This is a genomic window from Marinoscillum pacificum (assembly GCF_024714495.1).
Classification (GTDB): Bacteria; Bacteroidota; Bacteroidia; order Cytophagales; family Cyclobacteriaceae; genus Marinoscillum; species Marinoscillum pacificum.
Window position 1 is genome coordinate 1,130,114 of the sequence record NZ_JAMZMJ010000001.1, and the last position, 22,010, is coordinate 1,152,123.

Annotated in this window: 23 protein-coding genes; 16 read left to right on the plus strand and 7 right to left on the minus strand. The window is 36.9% G+C overall.

The annotated features are described in order from the left end of the window. Position 1 precedes the first annotated feature (1 nt). Together NXS00_RS04925 and NXS00_RS04930 are read right to left on the minus strand one after the other, a co-directional pair. Complete coding sequence (locus NXS00_RS04925) at positions 2-1,030, minus strand: NAD-dependent epimerase/dehydratase family protein (protein WP_258098000.1); 1,029 nt, start codon at positions 1,028-1,030, stop codon at positions 2-4. A gap of 17 nt (positions 1,031-1,047) precedes the next feature. Further along, entirely contained in the window at positions 1,048-1,920 is an 873-nt protein-coding gene (locus NXS00_RS04930; protein WP_258098001.1) for a glycosyltransferase family A protein, read from the minus strand. Between the two features lie 122 nt (positions 1,921-2,042). On the opposite strand from NXS00_RS04930, the gene NXS00_RS04935 reads away from it, so the two are divergent. Beyond that, positions 2,043-3,041 (plus strand): glycosyl transferase family 90, encoded by a 999-nt coding sequence (locus NXS00_RS04935; protein ID WP_258098003.1) that lies wholly within the window; start codon positions 2,043-2,045, stop codon positions 3,039-3,041. A 197-nt stretch (positions 3,042-3,238) separates the two neighbouring features. After that, complete coding sequence (locus tag NXS00_RS04940) at positions 3,239-4,066, plus strand: glycosyltransferase family 32 protein (RefSeq protein WP_258098004.1); 828 nt, start codon at positions 3,239-3,241, stop codon at positions 4,064-4,066. On the opposite strand, the gene NXS00_RS04945 is transcribed toward NXS00_RS04940, so the two are convergent. Beyond that, complete coding sequence (locus NXS00_RS04945) at positions 4,035-5,042, minus strand: glycosyltransferase (RefSeq protein WP_258098005.1); 1,008 nt, start codon at positions 5,040-5,042, stop codon at positions 4,035-4,037. The two genes, NXS00_RS04940 and NXS00_RS04945, sit on opposite strands and share 32 nt — an antisense overlap. A gap of 18 nt (positions 5,043-5,060) precedes the next feature. Beyond that, positions 5,061-5,846 (minus strand): glycosyltransferase family 25 protein, encoded by a 786-nt coding sequence (locus NXS00_RS04950; protein ID WP_258098006.1) that lies wholly within the window; start codon positions 5,844-5,846, stop codon positions 5,061-5,063. 221 nt (positions 5,847-6,067) lie between these two features. Between NXS00_RS04950 and NXS00_RS04955 the strand changes: the two genes are divergently transcribed. Further along, positions 6,068-6,775: a glycosyltransferase family protein gene (locus NXS00_RS04955; RefSeq protein ID WP_258098007.1), complete on the plus strand. Its 708-nt coding sequence runs from the start codon at positions 6,068-6,070 to the stop codon at positions 6,773-6,775. Between the two features lie 5 nt (positions 6,776-6,780). Next, positions 6,781-8,391 carry a cyclic peptide export ABC transporter gene (locus NXS00_RS04960; RefSeq protein WP_258098008.1) on the plus strand — a complete coding sequence of 537 codons (1,611 nt, stop codon included), beginning with the start codon at positions 6,781-6,783 and terminating at the stop codon, positions 8,389-8,391. Here the strand turns inward: NXS00_RS04960 and NXS00_RS04965 are convergent, their stop codons facing one another. Beyond that, positions 8,392-9,528 (minus strand): glycosyltransferase family 4 protein, encoded by a 1,137-nt coding sequence (locus NXS00_RS04965; protein ID WP_258098009.1) that lies wholly within the window; start codon positions 9,526-9,528, stop codon positions 8,392-8,394. A gap of 129 nt (positions 9,529-9,657) precedes the next feature. On the opposite strand from NXS00_RS04965, the gene NXS00_RS04970 reads away from it, so the two are divergent. From NXS00_RS04970 to NXS00_RS05005, 8 genes are all read left to right on the plus strand, one after another. Beyond that, positions 9,658-10,785 (plus strand): glycosyltransferase family 4 protein, encoded by a 1,128-nt coding sequence (locus tag NXS00_RS04970; RefSeq protein ID WP_258098010.1) that lies wholly within the window; start codon positions 9,658-9,660, stop codon positions 10,783-10,785. Between the two features lie 182 nt (positions 10,786-10,967). Continuing rightward, on the plus strand, positions 10,968-12,164 hold the full coding sequence (locus tag NXS00_RS04975) for an aminotransferase class I/II-fold pyridoxal phosphate-dependent enzyme (RefSeq protein WP_258098011.1): 1,197 nt from the start codon (positions 10,968-10,970) through the stop codon (positions 12,162-12,164). Between the two features lie 3 nt (positions 12,165-12,167). Continuing rightward, entirely contained in the window at positions 12,168-13,124 is a 957-nt protein-coding gene (locus tag NXS00_RS04980) for an NAD-dependent epimerase/dehydratase family protein (RefSeq protein ID WP_258098012.1), read from the plus strand. A gap of 5 nt (positions 13,125-13,129) precedes the next feature. Beyond that, positions 13,130-14,263 (plus strand): GNAT family protein, encoded by a 1,134-nt coding sequence (locus NXS00_RS04985; protein WP_258098013.1) that lies wholly within the window; start codon positions 13,130-13,132, stop codon positions 14,261-14,263. Between the two features lie 139 nt (positions 14,264-14,402). Further along, positions 14,403-15,683 carry a beta-ketoacyl-[acyl-carrier-protein] synthase family protein gene (locus NXS00_RS04990; protein WP_258098014.1) on the plus strand — a complete coding sequence of 427 codons (1,281 nt, stop codon included), beginning with the start codon at positions 14,403-14,405 and terminating at the stop codon, positions 15,681-15,683. Then, the gene (locus NXS00_RS04995) at positions 15,684-15,935 is read left to right on the plus strand and encodes an acyl carrier protein (protein ID WP_258098015.1); all 252 of its coding nucleotides are present in this window, start codon (positions 15,684-15,686) and stop codon (positions 15,933-15,935) included. It abuts the gene before it with no gap. 43 nt (positions 15,936-15,978) lie between these two features. Beyond that, entirely contained in the window at positions 15,979-16,431 is a 453-nt protein-coding gene (locus tag NXS00_RS05000) for a hypothetical protein (RefSeq protein ID WP_258098016.1), read from the plus strand. Between the two features lie 3 nt (positions 16,432-16,434). Next, positions 16,435-16,974: a 4'-phosphopantetheinyl transferase family protein gene (locus NXS00_RS05005; protein ID WP_258098017.1), complete on the plus strand. Its 540-nt coding sequence runs from the start codon at positions 16,435-16,437 to the stop codon at positions 16,972-16,974. Here NXS00_RS05005 and NXS00_RS05010 read toward each other — a convergent pair. Together NXS00_RS05010 and NXS00_RS05015 are read right to left on the minus strand one after the other, a co-directional pair. Continuing rightward, complete coding sequence (locus NXS00_RS05010; RefSeq protein WP_258098018.1) at positions 16,952-17,392, minus strand: DUF2214 family protein; 441 nt, start codon at positions 17,390-17,392, stop codon at positions 16,952-16,954. The genes NXS00_RS05005 and NXS00_RS05010 overlap by 23 nt on opposite strands. Further along, positions 17,385-17,972 carry a methyltransferase domain-containing protein gene (locus tag NXS00_RS05015; RefSeq protein ID WP_258098019.1) on the minus strand — a complete coding sequence of 196 codons (588 nt, stop codon included), beginning with the start codon at positions 17,970-17,972 and terminating at the stop codon, positions 17,385-17,387. Before NXS00_RS05015 ends, NXS00_RS05010 begins: the two co-directional genes overlap by 8 nt. 94 nt (positions 17,973-18,066) lie before the next feature. On the opposite strand from NXS00_RS05015, the gene NXS00_RS05020 reads away from it, so the two are divergent. Genes NXS00_RS05020 through NXS00_RS05035 form a run of 4 tightly spaced genes read left to right on the plus strand, consistent with a single transcriptional unit; the run spans position 18,067 to position 21,983 of the window. Further along, the gene (locus NXS00_RS05020; RefSeq protein ID WP_258098020.1) at positions 18,067-18,690 is read left to right on the plus strand and encodes a hypothetical protein; all 624 of its coding nucleotides are present in this window, start codon (positions 18,067-18,069) and stop codon (positions 18,688-18,690) included. Between the two features lie 35 nt (positions 18,691-18,725). Next, positions 18,726-20,069, plus strand: coding sequence for a glutamine synthetase family protein (locus tag NXS00_RS05025; protein ID WP_258098021.1), 1,344 nt, complete (start codon positions 18,726-18,728; stop codon positions 20,067-20,069). Between the two features lie 10 nt (positions 20,070-20,079). Continuing rightward, positions 20,080-21,126, plus strand: a complete 1,047-nt coding sequence (locus NXS00_RS05030) for an aminoglycoside phosphotransferase/kinase family protein (RefSeq protein WP_258098022.1) — start codon at positions 20,080-20,082, stop codon at positions 21,124-21,126. 2 nt (positions 21,127-21,128) lie between these two features. Next, positions 21,129-21,983, plus strand: a complete 855-nt coding sequence (locus tag NXS00_RS05035) for an HAD-IIA family hydrolase (RefSeq protein WP_258098023.1) — start codon at positions 21,129-21,131, stop codon at positions 21,981-21,983. Positions 21,984-22,010: the final 27 nt, after the last annotated feature.

Below are 22,010 nucleotides of genomic sequence, written 5' to 3' on the forward strand. Positions count from 1 at the left end.
TCTAACCTTTGTAGAATTCCTTATACCAACTTACAAACTCCTTCACCCCTTCTTGGATAGAAGTTTTAGGTTGATAGCCCACAGCTTCTTTTAACTCAGAAGTATCTGCAAATGTGCTAACTACGTCACCATCTTGCATAGGCATGAAGTTCATCTTAACTTCTCTCCCAAGTTCTGAACCAAGTACATCAATGAAATCCATAAGTTGAACAGGTTTGCTATTTCCAATATTGAATAAACGGTATGGCAAACCCTTCTCATTTACGGGTGCTACCGCTTCCACAACCTTACAAACACCATCCACTATATCATCCACATAGGTAAAGTCTCTAGCCATTTTACCATTATTGTAAACATTGATCGGATCATTATTCATAATGGCTTTAGCAAATAGCATTGGAGCCATATCTGGCCTTCCCCATGGCCCATATACCGTAAAGAACCTTAAGCCCGTTGTTGGAATCTTGAACAAATGACTATAGGTATGAGCCATCAGCTCGTTACTTTTCTTTGTAGCGGCATATAAACTCGCTGGCTGATCCACTTTATGATGGATAGAGAAAGGTTGTTCCTCATTCAAACCATACACACTTGAGCTACTTGCATACACGAGATGCTCAACTGGATAAGTCCTACACGCTTCCAGAATATGATTAAAACCAACTACATTGGACTGAATGTAGGCATTAGGGTTATCTATACTATATCTAACACCTGCTTGAGCTGCCAAATGAATGACATAGTCAAAGTTGGAACTATGAAATAGGTCTTGAAGCGACTTCTCGTCCGTTAAGTCCATTCTGATAAACTCAAAACGATCATGCTGACGACTAGCAGTTTTCTGCCGGTAACGAATAAAATCTGGATGTATACCTAAAGCCTTTAAACGTTCAAACTTCAAAGTCATAGGGTAATAATCATTGATATTATCTAAACCAATGATTTGATAATCTGTAGTTGATAAAAGTTTTTTAACAGTATGAAAACCAATAAATCCAGCAGCTCCAGTTACCAATACTTTCTTACTCATTACAAACAGGTTAATGTTTACTTATCTTTATTCAACGACCACCACTCTTTTTCAAAATAGCGATACAGGGTGTTATTATTCGAATTGTCCGAATTTACAGTACGTGAGAGACTAACTTTTGTTGATTGCCTTAAGGACACGAACCTCCCAAATCTAAATGGCGCTGGAACAACATAAACGGGACTCTTACACCAAGCCAAATTTCCGCTCAACCAAATATCATCTACGAAAAATGCCTCCTTTGGAGCAGTTTCAAAATCAAAAACTCTTTGATCAAACAACTTTGGCTTCACGGCAAAGCTTGCAGCACCTTGCAAACAATCAACTCTAACCGGCTCCTTAACGGAATTGTCTAGACGATAGGCCCGAACTATGGCTCCATACAATTGTACCTTATCACCATGATCAAATGATTTTGGCACTGTCCAACCAGACAATGTAAGCGCTGCATCAGGAAGTAATTCAGAATTTTTCACATAATTCTCTACCATACCTTTCGAATAAATCTGATCATCATCCAATACAATGATCAACTTGTCTGGATCATCTTTAAACAAGTCTAGTGTCGGCAAGACTTTCGTGGCTGGCCCCATATCCTCTTCAATCCAGTTAATTCGAATTAACGGATGATTCGTCACATAATCGGGAATTTCATAATTGGTTTTATCCCGTTTAAAATGCCTTGGTAAATTAATAATGATTTCTTCCGGCAATACTGACTGATCAGTAATTGAATTCAACGTAGGCTCAAAGTGCTTAAAACGAGCAGGAAGTATGGAAAGCGAGATGACTGCTTTCGAGGAAGGTTTCTGCCCTATTTTGTTTATCCATGTTTGGGGCTGAGTATGCCGGACTCTGGTAAGTCTAAGCAATTCTTTAAGTATTCGCACTTCGATGAATTTTGTTTTGGAATGCAAAAATAGACCTTATTGGGATTCAATAGCTATTCCAACCAATTACTTGATTCGAGCACCAAAAGTTTACCTAAATTTGTGAGCTATTTTAATGCAGCATGCAAGAGAAGAAGATAGACAAATCTCAATGGATTGACCCAGAGGAAAGAATAGAATACTACCTAAATAATAAGTCTACAATTGAATTGGACTTAAACCTTCTAGAATCTGTTCAAAATCTAAACTCCTGGACTAAAAAGGAAGTCAAATACATCTCTTACAAAGATTTTAAAAACAGTTTTCTTCATTGGTATTGTAAGAATTTAATGCATTTACCACTGATCAGAGACATCAGAACTCTACCATTTTACAACAAGTACCGAGACCTACACTCACTAATTGATTTCTTTAGACCATTCGATCAGTTCGAAACAAACATTGAAAATGTTAAATTTCCTATTTTCTATGGGGAACATGGTGAAACAGGAACACTTCCTATCATCAGGAAAGCCAGACAAACTACCGATAAAACAAGCACTCTATATGATCTGAGATCATTAAGATTTAACACTCCTTGCGTGGAAGTATCTAGCTCGGACATTCCATGGAATAAAAAGAACAACAACGTAATCTGGCGTGGAGCTACTACTGGTTCTAAAACGCGAGAAAGCTTCGTAAAGAAGTATTTTGATAACTATGACATTGGTTTCTCCAATGTAAAACAAAAACCTCACCTTGAGCCATTTAAGAAAAACACAATATCCATTGCTGAACAACTGAAATCTAAATTCATTGTAAGCCTTCAAGGCAATGACATAGCGAGCAATATTCGATGGACTTTATTTTCCAATTCGGTATTAATTATGCCTAAACCCAAATGGACTTCCTGGGCTATGGATGAAAAATTAAACCCTCAGGAACATTACCTTGAACTGAATGACGATTTATCCAACCTTGAGGATTTATTGGAATGGGCTCAATCCAATGACAGCTTATGCCAACAGATCGCACAAAATGGAAAAAACTTTATTTCACAGGTATTGGATAGTGAATATGATGACCAAATAAGATTCAGGTTACTTGACCAGTATGCCAACAGACTAAAAATCATCAACTAATTGAGTCTCTACACTTATTAAAATTCAACTTAATGCTATCAATTACCTTCATTTAAAGAAGTGCATTTAAGACGTCTGAACATCTCTTAATAAATTAATCGCGCGTAGATTTCAGTAAGTTCTTAACTTGCACTAGCGATAATTAATCCTTCTTTACTTTTTTATTACAAATACCTCTATTAATTAAAAACTAGCCAATGCCAATTATTCTTGATTTAGCTAATCACCATCAAATACCCAAAGTCATTCATTGTTCCTGGAAAAACAAGGATATCCTTTCTAACCCTTCGCCATTAATTACCAGAGGCATTGCTAACATGCAAAAAATCAATCCAGGCTATAAACTGGAAATTAGTGATGATCAAGACGTAGAAGAGTACATAATAGAAAGACTTTCTAAATGGGATTACTTTAAAATTAGGAACAAAAAGATCGTGGAGAAAGTAGATCTATGGAGACTACTTAAAATGTATGAAGAAGGAGGAGTCTACGTAGATATTGATAGGTTTTGCAACATTAGTTTCGATGAAATCATCAAAGAGGGGACAAAGTGCATTTTACCTACACACAGGGATGCAGATTTCTCTCAAGACATCATGATAAGCTGCAAGGAAAACCCAATTTTCCTGAAAGCAATTGAATTAAATCTTAAAAAAAGAAATCTTATAAGCACTAGAAGCGTATTTCAGTTAGGGCCACCTATTTATATGCGCGCAGTAACAGAAACTGTGTTTGGTGATCCTAGTGAAAGAAAGCCTGGAAAGGAGAAAATGGATGAATTCAGAAATCTTCTTGATCAATCAAAAGACTTTCAGACCTACTATGAAGAGCTACCAAATAATTCAATCATCTATTCTGCTGAAAAAGACAATCAAAGTGAGCAATATCTCGATAGCAAGAAGGACTTGTATGATTCTGAAAATATTGTTCCCTGGAACAGAGGCTATGAAAGCAATGTGAAAATCGCCTTCTTCCTGGCAATTGGACTACTCGTTATTGCTTTATTGTATTTCTTTTTGACCTAAAGGCATATTTCAACTCAATAAAGAACACTTTCCGATCTATCGTCCGCTTGTATGATTTGAGCATACTAAAGGTTTCTCGTAAGCTAATATTAGCTGGAATATTCTTTACACTCAAGAAAGCTAAACAACGAGAAAGTTGCTGTTGAATTTTAGCATCATTACTTTCAGAAAAAGCATCACTACTTTTCAGAAAGCGGTCTAAATGATGATTGATACTTTTCAAGACTCTCCTTTCGTAAAACAAACGATCATCATCAAGCCTATTATGTTTTTTCAAAAAATCACAAATATCCTGAAATACAACAGGTAAATCCTCCATCAACTTTGAGAAATCGGAAGTGGTAGCCTCTTCCCTATTGACCCTGTAATGATAAAATGCCCTTCTTACTAATGGAGCTTTTTCTATAACGTAGCTCAGCTTAGACATTAATGCAATATCCTCCGAAGAAATACCTTCTGGAAAAAAGATATCATTTTTAATAAATAGATCTCTTCTGAATAGCTTATTCCATATCAGTGCATTAACAGCATGCATTTTATCAGCTTGAAATCTGAAGGACTTTAACTTCTGTAGCCTCTTACGCTCTCCATCTTCGCGATAAAAGAAACATTGCACAAAATCAGCATTCGTTCGCTCTGCTACTGTGAATAGCTCTGCATACATGCCAGAATCTATCCAATCATCACTATCTACAAAACCTACATATTTACCTTTAGCTGCTAAAATCCCTGTATTTCTTGCTCCACCTGCCTTCTTATTCTCATCATGCTTTATGTAGTTCACCGACGCATACTTAGATGCATATTGAAGACATATTTCCTCATCACTTGAATCAGGAGACATATCATTCACTAGAATTAATTCAATACCATCCTGGGATTGATTAAGAATACTTTCTATGCATTGCTCAAGAAACTGAGAAGCCTTATACACAGGAACGATTACCGATATCTGAGGGCTAGAGATAGGATTCATCTTTTCAAATAGCACATCTTACTCAAACCAGGGACTTAGTCTCTTGTGGGCATCATTTTTAAAGTAATCCAGAGTAGGATAAATCTCTACTTTAACATCTTTGGAATTGGTAGTTATATCATGCAATACAGATACACTATTAGTACTTTCATCATGGAAATCGTTTTGAATGAACGCTTGAACCATTGCTCCATGACGTGTCGTGTACAAGCCTCTCACCATCAACACATCTGTATTGAATTTCTTGAATGGCAACACTTTAGCATACTTGATGGAATAATAAGCATATCTAAACACCCTGTAAGCAGCCTTAGGTCTAAACAAATAAGCCCCTGTGAGTGTAGACCATGGAAATATCAATGAGCATTTACGAATCTCCTGATGACCTAAATGCCCTAGAAGTTTATATGGCCCAGGTTTACCATCAAATTTCTTATCAAATAACTTATTCTGGTTTCGAGTAAGATGTACGGCATGTATTCCAGATGGAAACTGGCTGATAGCTGTTTCCAATTGATTCATAAATATTGAAGGATCAAATTCATCTCTTAGTTTAATATCATCCTCCATGATCATGTACCAACCATCCTCCTGCATCGAAATGTATTTCCAGATAGCCATTTGAGAAGTTAAATTTCCAATCTTTCCTTTCTGAAAGTTATTTGGATTATCAATGGTAGCTCCATGAAATGCCTGAAACCGATACACATTATCTTTTACTCCTAGAGATTCAAACAAATTGGACATATGTTCTCTTCTGTCGGTCGATCGATCCAGGTTATTACAAAAAATAGCTTTAATCATCCTTATGAATTCGTCAATTGGAAATGTAATTCTGATGCAAACTTATGGCTTATTCGTATAAATTATATTTGCATTCATTCAATTAAGAAGAGATATTATACTTCTACTAAAATCAGTAAGCATAGATTTGCAGGAATTTAAGATTGCAAGTTAGATTTTCGAGCTATCTGGAAGTAAGTGAAAATCTCAACAACATTGATTTTAAAAAACAGCGAAGCAACGTGATCAGGAAAATAAACTCTGCAAATAAGAAAAAGGTAGACATTCTGATGTTGGCAACCAACCACATCGAAATTTACACCAAATACTCCATACCTATGTGGGAGAAATATGCTGAGAAGCACAATTACAAATTCTTCCATTATGAAAGAGAATTTCTACCTGACATGGCCTTTACATGGAGTAGAATTCAAATGTTGATAGAGCATCAAGCTCAATCAGACGCCGATTACATTATGATGGTAGATGCAGATACCCTAATCTATCATGACATGTATGATTTATCTGTAGAGCAGATTATTGAGGATTACATGCCAAATGGCAAACAAATACTCTTCCAAAAAGATGGATCTGATAGAGCTGGACTATACTTCTCACACAATTTCAAATTGAGTTATGAGCTGCGCAGATGGACTCTACCAAATGCAGGCTTTAACATCATGGCGAACACTGCTGAAACTAAGAAGTTTCTGGAGATGTGGGTTGAACTAGGACGCGGAAGATTAAAACACCTTGCAGATATTCATCCTCGCACGCAAAACGTCCTTATTAGAGGAGTACTACAAGAACCTGAAATGGACGACTTGGTAGCTTATCTACCTTCCAAACTCGTGAGTAAGCGCAATACAAAATTTGTACAGCACCTATCAGCTATGAGCAAGGCACAAATTGCAGCTGCCATTAAAAAAGAATACGACAAAACCTTTTAAGCTTCATGTGGCAACTTCTTCAGCAGGTAAAACATAGATCTGGTCTTTTTGCAACAGGATGTATCGCGGCTTTAATCGCAGGAACATTTTCAGCCAAAGTGATCACCATGATCAGGCATGGATTAGAATATGAATCAGAAATCACTTCGGAATGGTTCACCAAAATCATCATATATAGCCTAATCGCCGCCTCTGTTGGCGTTGCTGCTTCATACTTTATCTCACGACTGAACATTATCATTGTGAGAGACTTAACGAAAAAGCTGGTCAATAAAACACTGATGACCAAGTTTGAGTACATCGAAACAGTCTCAGACAAAGTATTGCCTATTATTACCAAGGACATCTCAGATATAGCCAATTATGTGGACAGAATTCCCACATTCATCATCGCATGTAGCGCTGTGCTCATCAATTTGGTAGAGTTATTCATCATAGACACAGAACTTACCGCATACTTTTTCATCATTTTCGCCTTACAGATCATATTGGTTATGATCTTAATTCCGCTTTTAAAAAAATATGGAAGAATAGCCGTCCAATATCGGAATTATCACTTTCGAAACCTTGGCAACATGATCAAAGGATTGAAAGAACTTACCTTAAATAAAGAAAAACGAGATTACTATTTGTCTGATGTCATATCACAGGACTTGGGTGAAATGAATAAAGCATTTTTAAAGGGAAGAGTAACAAATGGAACGACTCAAAGGATCAATGACCTACTAATCTTCTTATTTGTAGGTATGCTGATGTATTCAAGCATGACATTCCTGGATATAGATTTTGAGAGATTTAAAATCTTCCTTCCCACTATCCTCTTCATCGTACCTTATTTTGCTAAAATCAGTGGATTCTTTCAAGATTTCAAAGGAGTTGAAGTAGCGTTCGAGCAAATCAATTCCATTTCAGAGGAGATTGAGCAATACTCAATAACTAATCAACAGGCAATTGAGTGGAATGACCAAAATGAAAATCTCATTACGCTTGAGAACATTAAATACCAATACCTGGAATCACGTCATGACAATCAGTTATTCTTTGGCCCACTAAATCTCAGCCTCAAAAAAGGAAATATCACCTTTATCATTGGGGGAAATGGTAGTGGGAAAACCACATTTGCTAAAATTCTGACTGGTCTTTACGAGCCAAGAGAGGGCAAAATCCTGTATAATGGTCATCCAATCGATGATCAACATTTAATTGATTACCGCAATAAGTTTTCGGCTTACTTTGCAGACTCTTACACTTTTGAGCAATTGGGATATATTGATCATAAGCACCTGGAGAAGCATTCTTCATCCATCATCAAACTTCTGGAAATGGAGTCAAAAGTGAAACTGGATGATAAATACAACTTCTCAACAACCAGTTTATCTTTTGGTCAAATCAGCAGACTTTCGCTCATTACCAAGATTTTAGAGGATAAAGAAATCTACTTATTTGATGAATGGGCAGCTAATCAAGATCCGTACTTCAAAAACATATTCTATCATGAAATCCTCCCACTTTTGAAATCCCATGGAAAGACAATTGTCGTGATTTCACATGATGAAAAGTATTTTGATGTCGCTGATGAAATTATAGAATTACAAGAAGGAATGAAGACCGAATAATCAGCGTTTTACCAAACTTCTATATTGATCAAACAACTGTTCTGATAGTTTTTCCCAGCTCTGAGATTTAGCATATTCTCTCGCTGCAGAACTCATTTCACGACTCAGCTCCTCAGACTGCACCAATTTCATGATCTTATCAAAGAAGGCTTGTTCATTGGCCGGTTCAACCAGGAATCCATTTTGCCCATCTGAAACGATATCAGATGGCCCGCCTGCGTTTGCTGCAACTACTGGAAGACCTGATGCCAAGGCTTCTAATACAACATTGCCAAATGTCTCCGTTGTTGAAGGGAATACAAATACATCAGCTGAAGCATAGGCTTTACTAAGTTCTTCGCCATATTGTGGTCCCATAAAAATAGCCTCAGGCATTTTTTCCTGAAGCATTTGCCGCATTGGCCCATCTCCTACCAATATCATACTGATCGGAGCGTTTTTCTTCTGAATCAGTTTGTAGAGCCTAATGAGTGTCTGAGGTTCTTTCTCTCGTGTTAATCGACTAACGAATAAAAGCTTAACATTTCCTTTGGGGGCCTTTTCCCAAAGATCTTGCTCTTTCTTCGAAGGATTAAACCTGTCTGTATCAACACCTCTACCCCAAATTGTTAATGACTCTTGTTTTATTCCTATCGATTTCAAGTAATTCGACATAGATTTTGTAGGCGCCAATATCTTATCAGTCTTAGGGTACATTGCATATAGCCAATGAAAAATTGGCTCAATCAAACTAGAAAATGGTCCAAAATAATACTTTAGGAAGCTTGGATAGTGTGTATGGTAAATACTAGTTACGATTTTACCCTTTGCCTTCGCATATCTTACTGCAAATTTCCCCATTGCTGTTGGGCTGCTGTAATGAAGAATATCCGGATTAAAAGCATCTAAAATTTCATTCAAGTCTTTCCTTTTTTTCGGAAGTCCAAATCGATAATCCTTATTCTTTTCTGGGACTCTGAAATATGGCACCTCGAAAACAGGAAATCCGATATCGTTTTTAGGTGGGTGCGGAGTTATAAAAATCACATCAAATTCTTCCTTAGGAATCCTGTTTATAACTTGATGCATAGTGATAGCTACACCATCAAAGTTCTCTTCCATTACATCTAAAAAAAATGCGATTTTAATCTTACTCATTCGAATTTATTTGACTGACAAAAGTAGTATTTCCTCACTCTACTCTCATTTCTGAATTAAAAAACCTTTTTTTGCCATCTGATGGAAATACTGATCATTTCTCATAAATACCCACCCTCAATAGGTGGAATGCAAACCCATTGCTATAAACTTGTTCAGGAGCTTGAAAAGCACAACAAAATTCATGATTTGATTTGGAAATCAAATTACCCTAGAATTATCTTTTTCCTTACAGTTGTTTTCAGGGCATTGTTAAAAATTAGACGGAATCCTGACATTAAAGTTATATATGTTAATGATGGCCTAATGTCGCTTGTTTGCACTCCTTTATTGTGGTTTACCAAGGTACCAATCGTTGCGACTATACATGGTTTAGATATTAATTTCCCGTCCAAATTCTATCAAAATTGGGCTAAAAAATACCTAAATCGATTTAGTCAGATTATCGCTGTAAGTGAACCAACAAGAAACTTGTGCATCAAAAAAGGTATACTTCCTGAAAAGGTGACATTAGTAGAAAATGCTGTAGATATCAATTTCACCGAAGAACCGGAAGATCCGGACTTTCGCAAAAAGTTGGGTAAGGAAATTAAAGTTGATTTAAGTGATAAATTCATCCTGGTTTCATTGGGTAGAGGAATACCAAGAAAAGGATTTAATTGGTTCGCCAAAAATGTTGTACCAAAACTGCCAGATAAGGTTGTGTATCTGGTATTAGCGAGAAAAAATCCACAAGAGAAACTATTCAACTTAATTGAAAAACTTACTTCAAAATCCCTCTTTGAAAAAATACGATTGCTGGTAGGTGCTGAAATTGACGGGAAAGCGCTTCAACAAACGATCATAGATCAGAATTTACAAGGGAAAGTTTATTTGCTGAGTCAATTTTCAGATTCGAGATCAAAAATTTTTCAAATCATTAAGCACAGTGACCTTTTCATCATGCCAAACATTGCCATTCCTGGTGACTATGAAGGTTTTGGACTAGTAGCTCTTGAAGCAGCCTCACAAGGCACACTTACCTTAGCTGCCAACGTAGACGGTATCCCCTCCGCAGTTAAAAATGAAGAGAATGGATTATTAATAAATCCAGGAGATGCCAAACATTGGGCAGATACCATTCAATTTCTAATAAGTAACCCACAGATACTCAAAGAAAAAGCAGGCCAATTCAAAATAAACACCCTTACAAAGGGTCGCAGTTGGGAAAGCATGTCATCAAACTATCTTGATGTCTTTAAGAAAGTGTCAGATTAAATATTGTAATTTTGCGATCTAAAATAGTCATCTAACCTTAAATGACTTAACAATATCAAAGCGCATACTGCTTTGATCATTGCTTCACACATTCATTAATTCAATAGCATGACAGCTTTTTAATGAATTCGTGATAATTTTACCGATTATTTTGAAATCATCATTTCTGAAGAAAGATTTTAATGAGCACCATATTACAGAACAAATACAGCAATTACCGGGAGCCACAAAAAGTTAAAGAATTAAACCTCTACCCTTTTTTCAGAAATATTCAGTCAGGACAAGATGCCGAAGTAATGGTAGAAGGTCATAAAGTCCTGATGTTTGGATCTAATAGTTATTTAGGTTTAACAACTCACCCGAAAATTAAAGAAGCTGCAATCGAAGCAGTTAAGAAATACGGTTCTAGTTTAAGTGGATCACGCTATATGAATGGCACAAGTGATAAGCACGTAGAACTAGAAGATAGATTAGCTAAATTTCTGGGCAAAGAAGCTGTTGCTTTATATAGCACTGGATTTCAAGTAAACATTGGCGTATTACCAACGGTAGCAGGAAAGGGTGACTATATCTTTTTAGATAGACTCAACCATGCATCTATTTTTGAAGGTGCAAAGCTTTCTGCAGCTCAGTCTGTTGTGTTTAGACACAATAACATGGAATCTCTTGAGCAAAAGCTAAGTAAAACACCTGCTGACGCTTTCAAATTCATTGTTGTGGATGGAGTTTTCAGCATGGAAGGTAACATTGTGAAACTTCCAGAAATTGTCAAATTAGCTAAGAAATACAATGCGGCGGTCATGTCAGACTGTGCTCATGGCATTGGAGTTATTGGAGATCATGGACGAGGCACTTCTAATCACTTTGGCTTAACTGATGATGTAGATATTATTGGCGGAACGCTAAGTAAATCATTCGCTTCTTTGGGTGGTTTCTGTGCATCTGATGCTGATACGATTAATTACTTGAAGCACTCTTCCAAATCAATGATTTTTGCTGCGAGTATCACTCCTGCATCCATTGCATCTGCTTTGGCAGCCTTGGATATCATGGAAACAGATGACTCATATCGCCTGAAGCTTTGGGACAATACTCACTACACGCTTAAAGTAATGAACGAACTTGGGTTTGATACCGGAGCTTCAGAAACTCCAATCATTCCTATTTTTGTTAGAGATGATTTGAAGGCATTCAAACTAACAAAAATGTTATTTGATAGAGGTGTCTTTGTAAACCCTGTAGTGTCTCCTGGAGTGTCTCCTGAAGATTCTCTGATCAGATTCTCTATCATGTCTTCACATACCCACGAGCAGATCGATAGAGCAGCTGAAATATTGCACAAAGCAGCTAAAGAAGTAGGACTTTTCGAAACAGCATAAACGATGAACATTCTGGTAACTGGTGCAAATGGTTTTTTAGGAAGTCATATAGTAGAGAAAGCACTAAAAAAAGGACATCAGGTTACCGCACTTGTTCGAAAAGGGTCTGATACTTCCAATCTGGATCATCTCTCAGGTTATGAAGTAAAATTCATAGATTATTCAAGTGTTGATTCCATTGTTGGCTGTTTAGATGAGCTACCAAATCAGGATATTTTCATCCACAATGCTGGCTTAACTAAGAGTTACACATTTGACAGGTATTTAAAAGTAAATGTTGATCTGACGAAAAAGTTAACAGAAGCTCTCAAACGATCAAAACACTTTAAATCTGGAATAAAATTCGCCTATGTATCGTCACTTGCTGCTATCGGACCAAAAGGACATAATGGCCCAGCTTCAAACTACGGAAGAAGTAAGTTATTAGCAGAAAAAGCCATTCAAGATTCAGGGCTCTCCTATTTAATCTTCCGACCTACAGGCATTTATGGTGAACGTGATGTACAATTTGTACCATTAATAAAAGCAGTAAAATTGGGTCTATATCCAGCCATGACTCCAAAGCATCATAAAATGACTTTGATCAATGCGAAAGATGTAGCTGAAAACATTATTGAATGTTCTATTGCCCATGCAAACGTAATCGTACATCTGGAAGATGGGCAGATTTATGAGCATTCAGATATGAAGTCTATATTGGAAGGAATATTGAACAAAAAGTCTTTCAATCTAAGAGTTTCGAGACCTATAGTAAAAACTGTTTTATATTTTTCCGATATTATTGATAGATCTTTAAATAGAACTCCAAAACTATCCAGAGAACATTATTCAGAAATATCACAGGATTGGGATTATGACTTTTCTGAAGAACGTAAATCCATTCCACTAACAATTGACTACCCATTAAAGAAAGGATTCGAAGAAGCCATTAACTATTACCAAGCTAACCAATTAATTTGAACCAAATGAGTGTTGAAATTAGAGAAATCACCACCAAGGCAGATATTAAAAAATTCATTTCTTATCAATGGGATTTGTACAAAGGTGTAGAGCAATTTGTACCTCCTATGATGGATTTTGAAACCAGCACTTTTTCAAAGGAGAAAAACCCGGCATTTAAAACCAGTCAGGGAAGATTCTGGATGGCGTTTAAGGACAACAAGCCTGTTGGGAGAATCTGTGGGATCATTCATGGAGAGGAAGCTCAAGAAACAAAACATATCCGTTTTGGATGGGTAGATTTCATTGATGACATAGAGGTAAGTTCTGCACTAATAAAAACAGTTGAAGATTGGGGTAAATCAGAAGGGTTAGACAAAATACATGGTCCTCTAGGTTTTACAGACCTTGATTTTGAAGGATGTCTGGTAAGTGGATTTAATCAAATGGCCACTCAAGCCACCATTTACAATTACCCTTATTATCCAGAACATTTTGAAAAACTTGGTTTCTCCAAAGCTGTAGATTGGACAGAAGCAAGAATAATAGTTCCATTGAATGATTCAGAATTAGAAGCTGATCTGGACAGAAAAGCAAAGATCATCGGAGATAGGTATGGAATGCACATTAAAGAATTCAAGTCTGGTAAAGAGATTCTCAAATATGCTGACGAATTCTTTGAACTTTTAAATAACACCTATGGACATCTATATGCATTTCACAAGCTAACAGATGATCAGGTAAAATATTTCATTGACTCCTATTTTGGTTTTGTCAAGAAAGACTTCATTCTAATGATTGTGGACGACAATGATCAACTGATTGGAGCTGCAATCACCTTCCCTTCACTATCCAAGGCCTTTAAGAAAGCCAAAGGAAAAATGTTCCCTTTTGGATTCATTCATGTCCTGAAATCTTTCTACAAAAATGATGTCCTAGATTTCTTTTTAATTGCAGCAAAACCAGAATATCAGAAAAAGGGATTCAATGCATTGCTCTGGAAAAGACTGTATTGGGCTTGTAACAAACACAATATCCAAGAAATTTGGTCCGGACAAATGCTCGAAACTAATGACAATGTGAACAATCTCTGGGCCAAATATCCATCAGCCAAAGACGAAGAAATTAGACGAAGATGTTACACTAAAGCCATCTCTTAAATTTCTTTAAATATCACACTGTTCATTAGGGGTTTAAATGATTTCGGTTGCCCTTCTTGATGACTAATCGATTAATTTTGCGAACACTTTAGCCATAGTGATCGTTTGCAGTCTAAAGTTGTAATTAAGGAATAGCACATTGTCTAATAAACATAGAGTTGTCATTACAGGCCTCGGAGTTGTTTCTCCTAATGGAAACAATGTTGAGGAATTCGAATCAGCTTTGAGAGCTGGAAAATCTGGCATTAAAAGATGGGATAATCTTGAAAAAATAAATTTCAAGGGACAAATCGGTGGTAAACCGGACATTTCTCAAGAATATAAAGAAGAACACTTACCAGGTTTCATAGCTAAGAAACTTCAAAATCATGCTGTGATTTACGCCTGTCTATCAGGACTTGAGGCATGGAAGAATGCAGGTCTTGATATTGCTCCTGGTCAATATGATCGTAAAACCGGATTATTGATCGGTTCAGGTGCACTAGGTCTGGATAGTTTTATAGAGCATAAAATTTACCCTATAGATAACGGTGATCACAGAAAATTAGGATCTCGCTCTGTGCCGGAATCCATGAGCAGTGGAGCAGGTGCCTATTTAAACAGCATCCTGGGTCTAAAAGGACGAATTTTCTCGAACAGTTCAGCATGTATCACTGGATCAGAGGCTATTCTTCAAGCATTTGAAATGATCCAATCTGGCAAGATGGAAAGAATGCTCTGCGGAAGCACTGAAGGTGATGGCAGATACATTTGGGGCGGATTTGATGCAATGAGAATTCTTTGTAGTGACTCTAATGACACTCCAGAAAAAGGCTCCAGACCAATGAGTGCTACAAGTAGTGGGTTTGTTCCAAGCGGGGGATCAGGAGCTATGGTTTTAGAAACACTGGAAGCTGCAGAAGCCAGAGGCGCTCATATCTATGCTGAAATTCTAGGTGGAGATGTAAACTCAGGAGGTCAACAAGGAGGTGGATCTATGACTGCACAAAATCCTGAAGCCGTAGTAGATTGTATTCAAACAGCTATAAGTAACTCTGGCATCAAGAGCTCAGAGATTGATTTAATTTCCGGTCACCTCACATCTACTAAAGGAGATCCATACGAAATCAAAAACTGGTTTGACGCGTTAGACCTACCAAAAGATGAGTTTCCATTAGTGAATACTCCAAAATCAATGATTGGACATTGTGTAGCTGGCGCTGGCTCCATCGAATTAGTTGCTTGTGCTCTACAAATCTCCAATGGATTCGTTCATAAAAATATCAATCTGGAAGAAATTCATCCAGACATACTGAGCATTTTAGATGAGGGTAAATTCCCAACAGATACTGAAGAGAAAGAAATAAACACGATTATCAAATCAAACTTTGGGTTTGGTGATTTGAACTGTTGTGTAGTCTTAAGAAAATACAAGAAATAAATGAACAGAGAAGAAATAAAAGTAGAGCTATTAAAGATCATAGATCCTTACATAGACGAAAAAGAAGTTACCACAAGCATTTCGGAGCAATCTGACTTAATCAATGACTTGAACATTAACTCAGCACATTTAGTAGACATAGTGCTTGATATTGAAGAAAAGTTCGATATCATGATCGAAGATGACTTTATTGGAAAAATGGATACGGTTGGTAATGCATTAGATATTATCGAGGAAAAATTGAATGGTTAATCATTTTTCTCTTAGATCAACAAACAACCTTTACGGTTAAAATATGCTTTGGAAACAACCCAAATTACCAATATTTATAGTACTTGCTATAATTCTAATTTCATCTTGCAGTACCAAAAATGGCCCTGAAAGTTCAACAGCAAGACCAATTGCTGATAGTGAAATAGAAGCTTACTGGATCAAATTCTATAAAATAAACAGTAGAGTCATTGTACACCTAAATGGTGAAGAGATTCACGACTCTGGTGTATTTGAAGAAATTACAAAGCCATATACCCTGAGTCTAAGTAAACTCATCAAAGAAGGAAAGAACACTCTTGAAATAGACCTTCTTAATGGGCCTCCATATGATGACTCTGTCGGATTTGACAAATATTGGGAAATCGATTATGAAATATTCAATTACGATGAGCCAATTGACTTTAGCTATGAAGTAAACAAAACCGGGCGAAATGGATTAGTCTGGGAGAGAGAACATATATTGGAAATTGAATAGACGATGCCAGGAATTGACTTGATCGATTTGAAGGATCCACTCCTAAGAAAGCGAGAAAATAATGCCTTGAGACTCATAACTAATGAGCAAGACATCTTTGACGATGACCATGGTTTCTGGTACTTATGGACGGCAAAGGAGGCCGTTTTCAAGCAATTCCGAGAATTAACCAATTTCGACCCAAAGGAAATCCCAATCAAAATCATCAAGAAGGATGATAAAATCACCTTCGAAAGCAATGACATACAGGGATTTTATATAATAACTGATGATGTCATAGTTGCTATTTGTCATACTCCTGAGGAAGAAATAGAGTTTGAAACGATGAAATGTGAAGACTTTCATCAATCACAAAAAATCAGGCTAAAACTTCAGGAACATTTATCCGAAAAGTACGATTTAAAGACAGAAGTCGTTTCTGATGGTGATGGTTTACCGATAATCAAAGCCACTGGACAAGCTATTTCTTTCACACATCATTACCATCACATGGGTTTTGTGTTTGATAAATCTAGCATATCTAAAAAGCCCCAATCCCATTAGCCATTAGAACCGCACAAAGCGGAATAAATACCAGTAAAATACATTCCAATACAATTAGAATTCGGATCTTAGAAGGGATAACCACAACATCTTCTTCTTGGCCCTTTCTATTTTTAAGAAAAAACACAGTTGGAAGGATCGACAATATCCCGACTATACTGAATAAAATTAGCTTTGCGATAAATATCCAGTTATTGGTATAGAATGAAGCCGGTTTACCAATAGCAAACCATAGTGCGAAACCTGCAGACATCACCACAACTGTCCCAATCCCATAAAACATATCTATTCGCGATAGAAGCTGGATTTCTTTTCTAGTCATTTCATGCCTGACAAGTACAAGTTCAGCTGTTAGAGCGCCAACGACAGTGAATACACCCAGAAAGTGAATATATTTTACAATTACAAAATCAATCATGCTTCGTCAGTTTTACAAATAGCTCCCTTCCGGCCCGTGGCTTAATTGAATTATAAGCTTCTTCCATTATCTCTATGTTAAAAGGAGGTTGAAACAAACTTCTATATTCTGATTTACTACCACCATATGGAGGTTCCTCCATATCAAATTCGTGATTCCATAGCAGTCCTACCAATTTACCATCTCCTTTGAGCAAACCATAGCATTTATCTACATAAGACCTTCTCAATGCTCGACTAATCGCACAAAAGAATGTCTGCTCAATGATGAGATCATAGGTATTCGAATGCTCAAAAAAATCTTCATTATGCAACTGACTCTTTGGGAAACCAACTACTCTATTACTGAAGGAAGTGATTGCTCCATCCGAAATATCCAGTAAATGGACATTAGAAAAACCTAGACTCATTAAATATTCAGCTTCATAGGCATTTCCAGCTCCAGGAATAAGTATTTTTAATGACCTGTCAGTTAGTTGGTCAAAATATTCTTTTAAGGGAGTTGATATAGATCCTATATCCCAACCTATTTTATTGTTAGCATATCTTTTATTCCAATAAGCTTTATTCAAAAGAATCATCGCTAAATATCAAAATGGTATATTTGAGATAAACAATTGCAACGGTAGATGAGCCTTTTCATAAACCGTTTAAGTTCAACTAAATTAATTCAACGTGAAGTTATTTTCGTATATCGGATTACTATTTCTAGGCTTTATCGTATTATACATTGCAGGATCTGTGATACATCACCTTGTTCCTACCACACTAACCTCAGAAGTAGTTGAGCCCGACATTCTACTATCCAATACCAAGAGGTATTTCGAGGATGATGCCCACGAACGAAGCATGAACCATTTAATTCATGCCATTGAGGCAATCGAAAAAATAGAACAGGAAATTGATGATGACAGTAAACTTAAGGTAGATAAAGCTGTTGTGGAATTGAAAAAAATTTATGCTGAAATGAGTCATGACACCTTCAATATTACCAAATTGAACGAGGCAAGTGTCAAAGCTCTCAACGCTTTGACTTATGCAGAACTTAAAGTGTCAGAACATTATGCTGAGTCTCATGAACTCAATAAGGCTCGTGTTGCATTAGGGTATGGAATGCTTCATATTAAGAATGCGCTTTTGTTTGCGGAGGGATACAAGAAAGAATATGAAGTAAAACTCTATGCTGAAATTGATTCAATAGTCGAAAACAAACACCTTTCTGATAAGGAATTGATTGAAAAGCTGGAGCACATGATAACAGAACTTGATGAAGATCGATTAATCGAGTCAGAACACTAACCTATTTACCATGTTCGTTGTAACTTGAAGTTATCATGGATAGAAATGAGCTATTAAGCATCTTAAAGCAATCTGACGATCAACGAATAAAAATCGCAGTAGTAGACATTGATGGAGTGTTAAGAGGAAAAATCCTTCGAAAGGACAAGTTCCTTAATGTTCTGGAAAGTTCTTCGGGATTCTGCGATGTTATCTTCGGGTGGGATGTTGTGGACGTAGCTTATGACAATGCTAAAGTGACTGGTTGGCACACGGGTTATCCCGATACTAATTACACGATCGACATCAATACTTTCCGGAAAATTCCATGGGATGAAAACATTCCGTTTTTCCTGGGAGATTTTAGTCAAACCAACCACCCAGCTTGTCCGAGATCGCTTCTAAAAAAAGTGATTAACAAAGCCAAAAAAATGGACCTCACTCCAATTTTCTCTGAAGAGTTTGAGTGGTTCAATTTTGATGAAACTCCTGATTCATTACATGATAAAGGTGGCGTCAATCCTAAGCCTCTGACTCCAGGAATGTTTGGTTATTCGGTACTAAGGTCTTCTCAAAAAAGTGATTACTTCAATGATTTGTTCACTTTACTTGAAGAGTACAGAATCCCCCTGGAAGGTCTACATACCGAAACAGGACCTGGAGTTTATGAAGCAGCCATTCAATACACTGATATTTTAGAAGCGGCAGATAGAGCTGTACTCTTCAAAGCAGCTGTTAAAGAAATTGCATCCAAACATGGTGTTATGGCGAGTTTTATGGCCAAATGGAATGCAGAACTACCGGGATGTAGCGGACATATTCATCAAAGCTTATGGAAAAATGGGCAAAACCTTTTCGCGGATAACAAGGATGAATATAAAATGTCTCCAATATTCAAATCTTATATTGCAGGGCAGTTAGATGCCTTACCTGAGATTCTTCCAATGTTTGCTCCGACTATCAATAGCTTTAAAAGACTAGTAGAAGGCGCCTGGGCACCAACAACCTTAACATGGGGACTTGATAATCGAACAACAGCATTACGTGTACTAGCCAGTGGTGGAGGCTCCACAAGACTAGAGACCCGAGTGCCTGGATCTGATGTAAACCCCTACTTAGCCATGGCAGCCGCATTGGCAGCGGGACTGTACGGAATAGAAAATAATCTGAAATTATCCATAAAGCCAACCATTGGAAATGGTTATGAAGACAAGTCTAATGGCACCTTACCTCCAGACCTCAAATCAGCCACTGATAAAATGAAATCATCATCCCTTGCCAAATCACTTTTTGGTGATGATTTTGTTGACCACTTTTGCAGAACCAGGGAATGGGAACACCGCCAATTCGCTGCAAGCGTTACCGATTGGGAAATCAAACGGTATTTCGAAATTATCTAATAACCCAGATATGTATCAGAATATTAATTTCATTAAAATAATTGAGAATGCATGGATCGACTATGACAGCTCAAGAAAAATAAAAGCTGTTGAGGATATCAGTGCTAAGGTTTCTACCAATCACGTTTATCGTATTCGATGCGAAGATGATGATGTAGTCATTGCTAAGCTTTCTTATTTTGGAAAATACGATCACTTTGTAGAAGATCACAGCATCATCAATGCTTTAGCAAACAACTTACCAGCGCCTTTTGAGAACTTTCTTGCAAAGTCTTTAACCAAGCATGGTAAACTTTTTGTCTACAGACATACAGACAGTATGATGGATGCCTGGGTGGTCTTTTACAACCCAATAAAAATCGATCAAAAACCTGACAGAAAACAATCTAAAGAACAGATATCAATTCTCGGAAGGGAGTTGGCAAAATTTCATAAAGCTTGTCATAAAGTGGTCAATACCTTACCACCAAACTACAAGCAAACCAATGATGATATCAAGCATTTACTTGATATTCTGGAAACAGATCAAGGAAAGTTTGAACATAGAGGACATGAAGATGTCATACGCCAACAATGTGATCTGTTCATGGAAAATTGTGATAAAATCGGAGTGCAAAACATGACTTCCATCCCGGTATTTGTGGATTGGAACATTGGAAACTTCTCTGTTAAGAATGACTACTCATTTTTTAGTCGGTGGGATTATGACTGGTTTAGAATGAGCACCCGAATGATGGACTTTTACTTTTTCAGTAGGGTCTGCTCAGAAATTGGAGACAAAACGGTATTTAGTTACTTGATTGATCCATTAATGGAAGATCGATTCTTAATTTTCCTTAAAGCATACCATAAAGTATATCCTCTCACTGAACAAGAGATTAGAATTCTTAAAGAAACCTATCGCTTCTTCATACTTAACTACGTCATTAAAGATGGAAGATACTTCTTCCATGAATTTTACTCTGGCAAACTTCAGTACGAAGCCTATGAAACCTATTTTCCAAATATCGATAAGTCCTTCGATGCGGATAAAATTTTGAAAGCTCTAGACATTTAAACATGGATCTTACTTCATTTAAATCAATAGTAGATCAGTACGAAACCATATTCTTTGACGCCTTTGGTGTCCTTAAAAATCACAAAGGTTTAATCCCTGGCATTGAAAAAACATTCAATTACTTGGATGAAAAAGGCATAAACTATTACATTTTAACGAACGATGCTTCTCGCGGACCTAGAGACCTGGCGCAATCCTACCAGGAAAAAGGCTTAAACCACATAACCATAGACAAAATTGTATCCTCTGGGATGCTGGCAAGGGAGTATTTAAAAAACAAAGTAAAATCTGGTACTGTTGCCTATTTAGGAACATTTAGATCTGCCCACTATATTGAAACGCTCGGTCTGGAAACACTATCGATCGCTCATATGGATTTGGCAACCCAAGCAGATGAAGTGAGTGCCTTAGTGTTTTTAGATGATGAAGGTTTTGATTGGTCCAAAGATTTAAACAAAGCTGTTAATCTACTTAGATTGACCAATGTTCCAGCCATCGTTTCCAATACAGACCTCTCCTATCCTTTGGATAAAAAAGAAGTGAATATTGCTGTAGGAGGAATTGCCAATATGGTGGAATCTGTGGTTGGCAAGAAATTCATACGATTTGGAAAGCCTGACGCACAAATGTTCATATTTGCTCACGAACACTCTATTGCCAAAGGAGGTACAGCTGATAAAAATAAAGTATTAATGGTTGGTGATACCTTAACGACAGATATCATTGGAGGCAATAAATTCGGATTAGACACCATGTTGGTATTAACTGGAAATACACTCCCTAAACATGCCTCTATGATGATAGAGACCTCTGGAATTGTCCCAACTTATCTGTGTGAAAACGCAGTAATTGAATAAAAATTAAAGGCTTCCGGACGGAAGCCT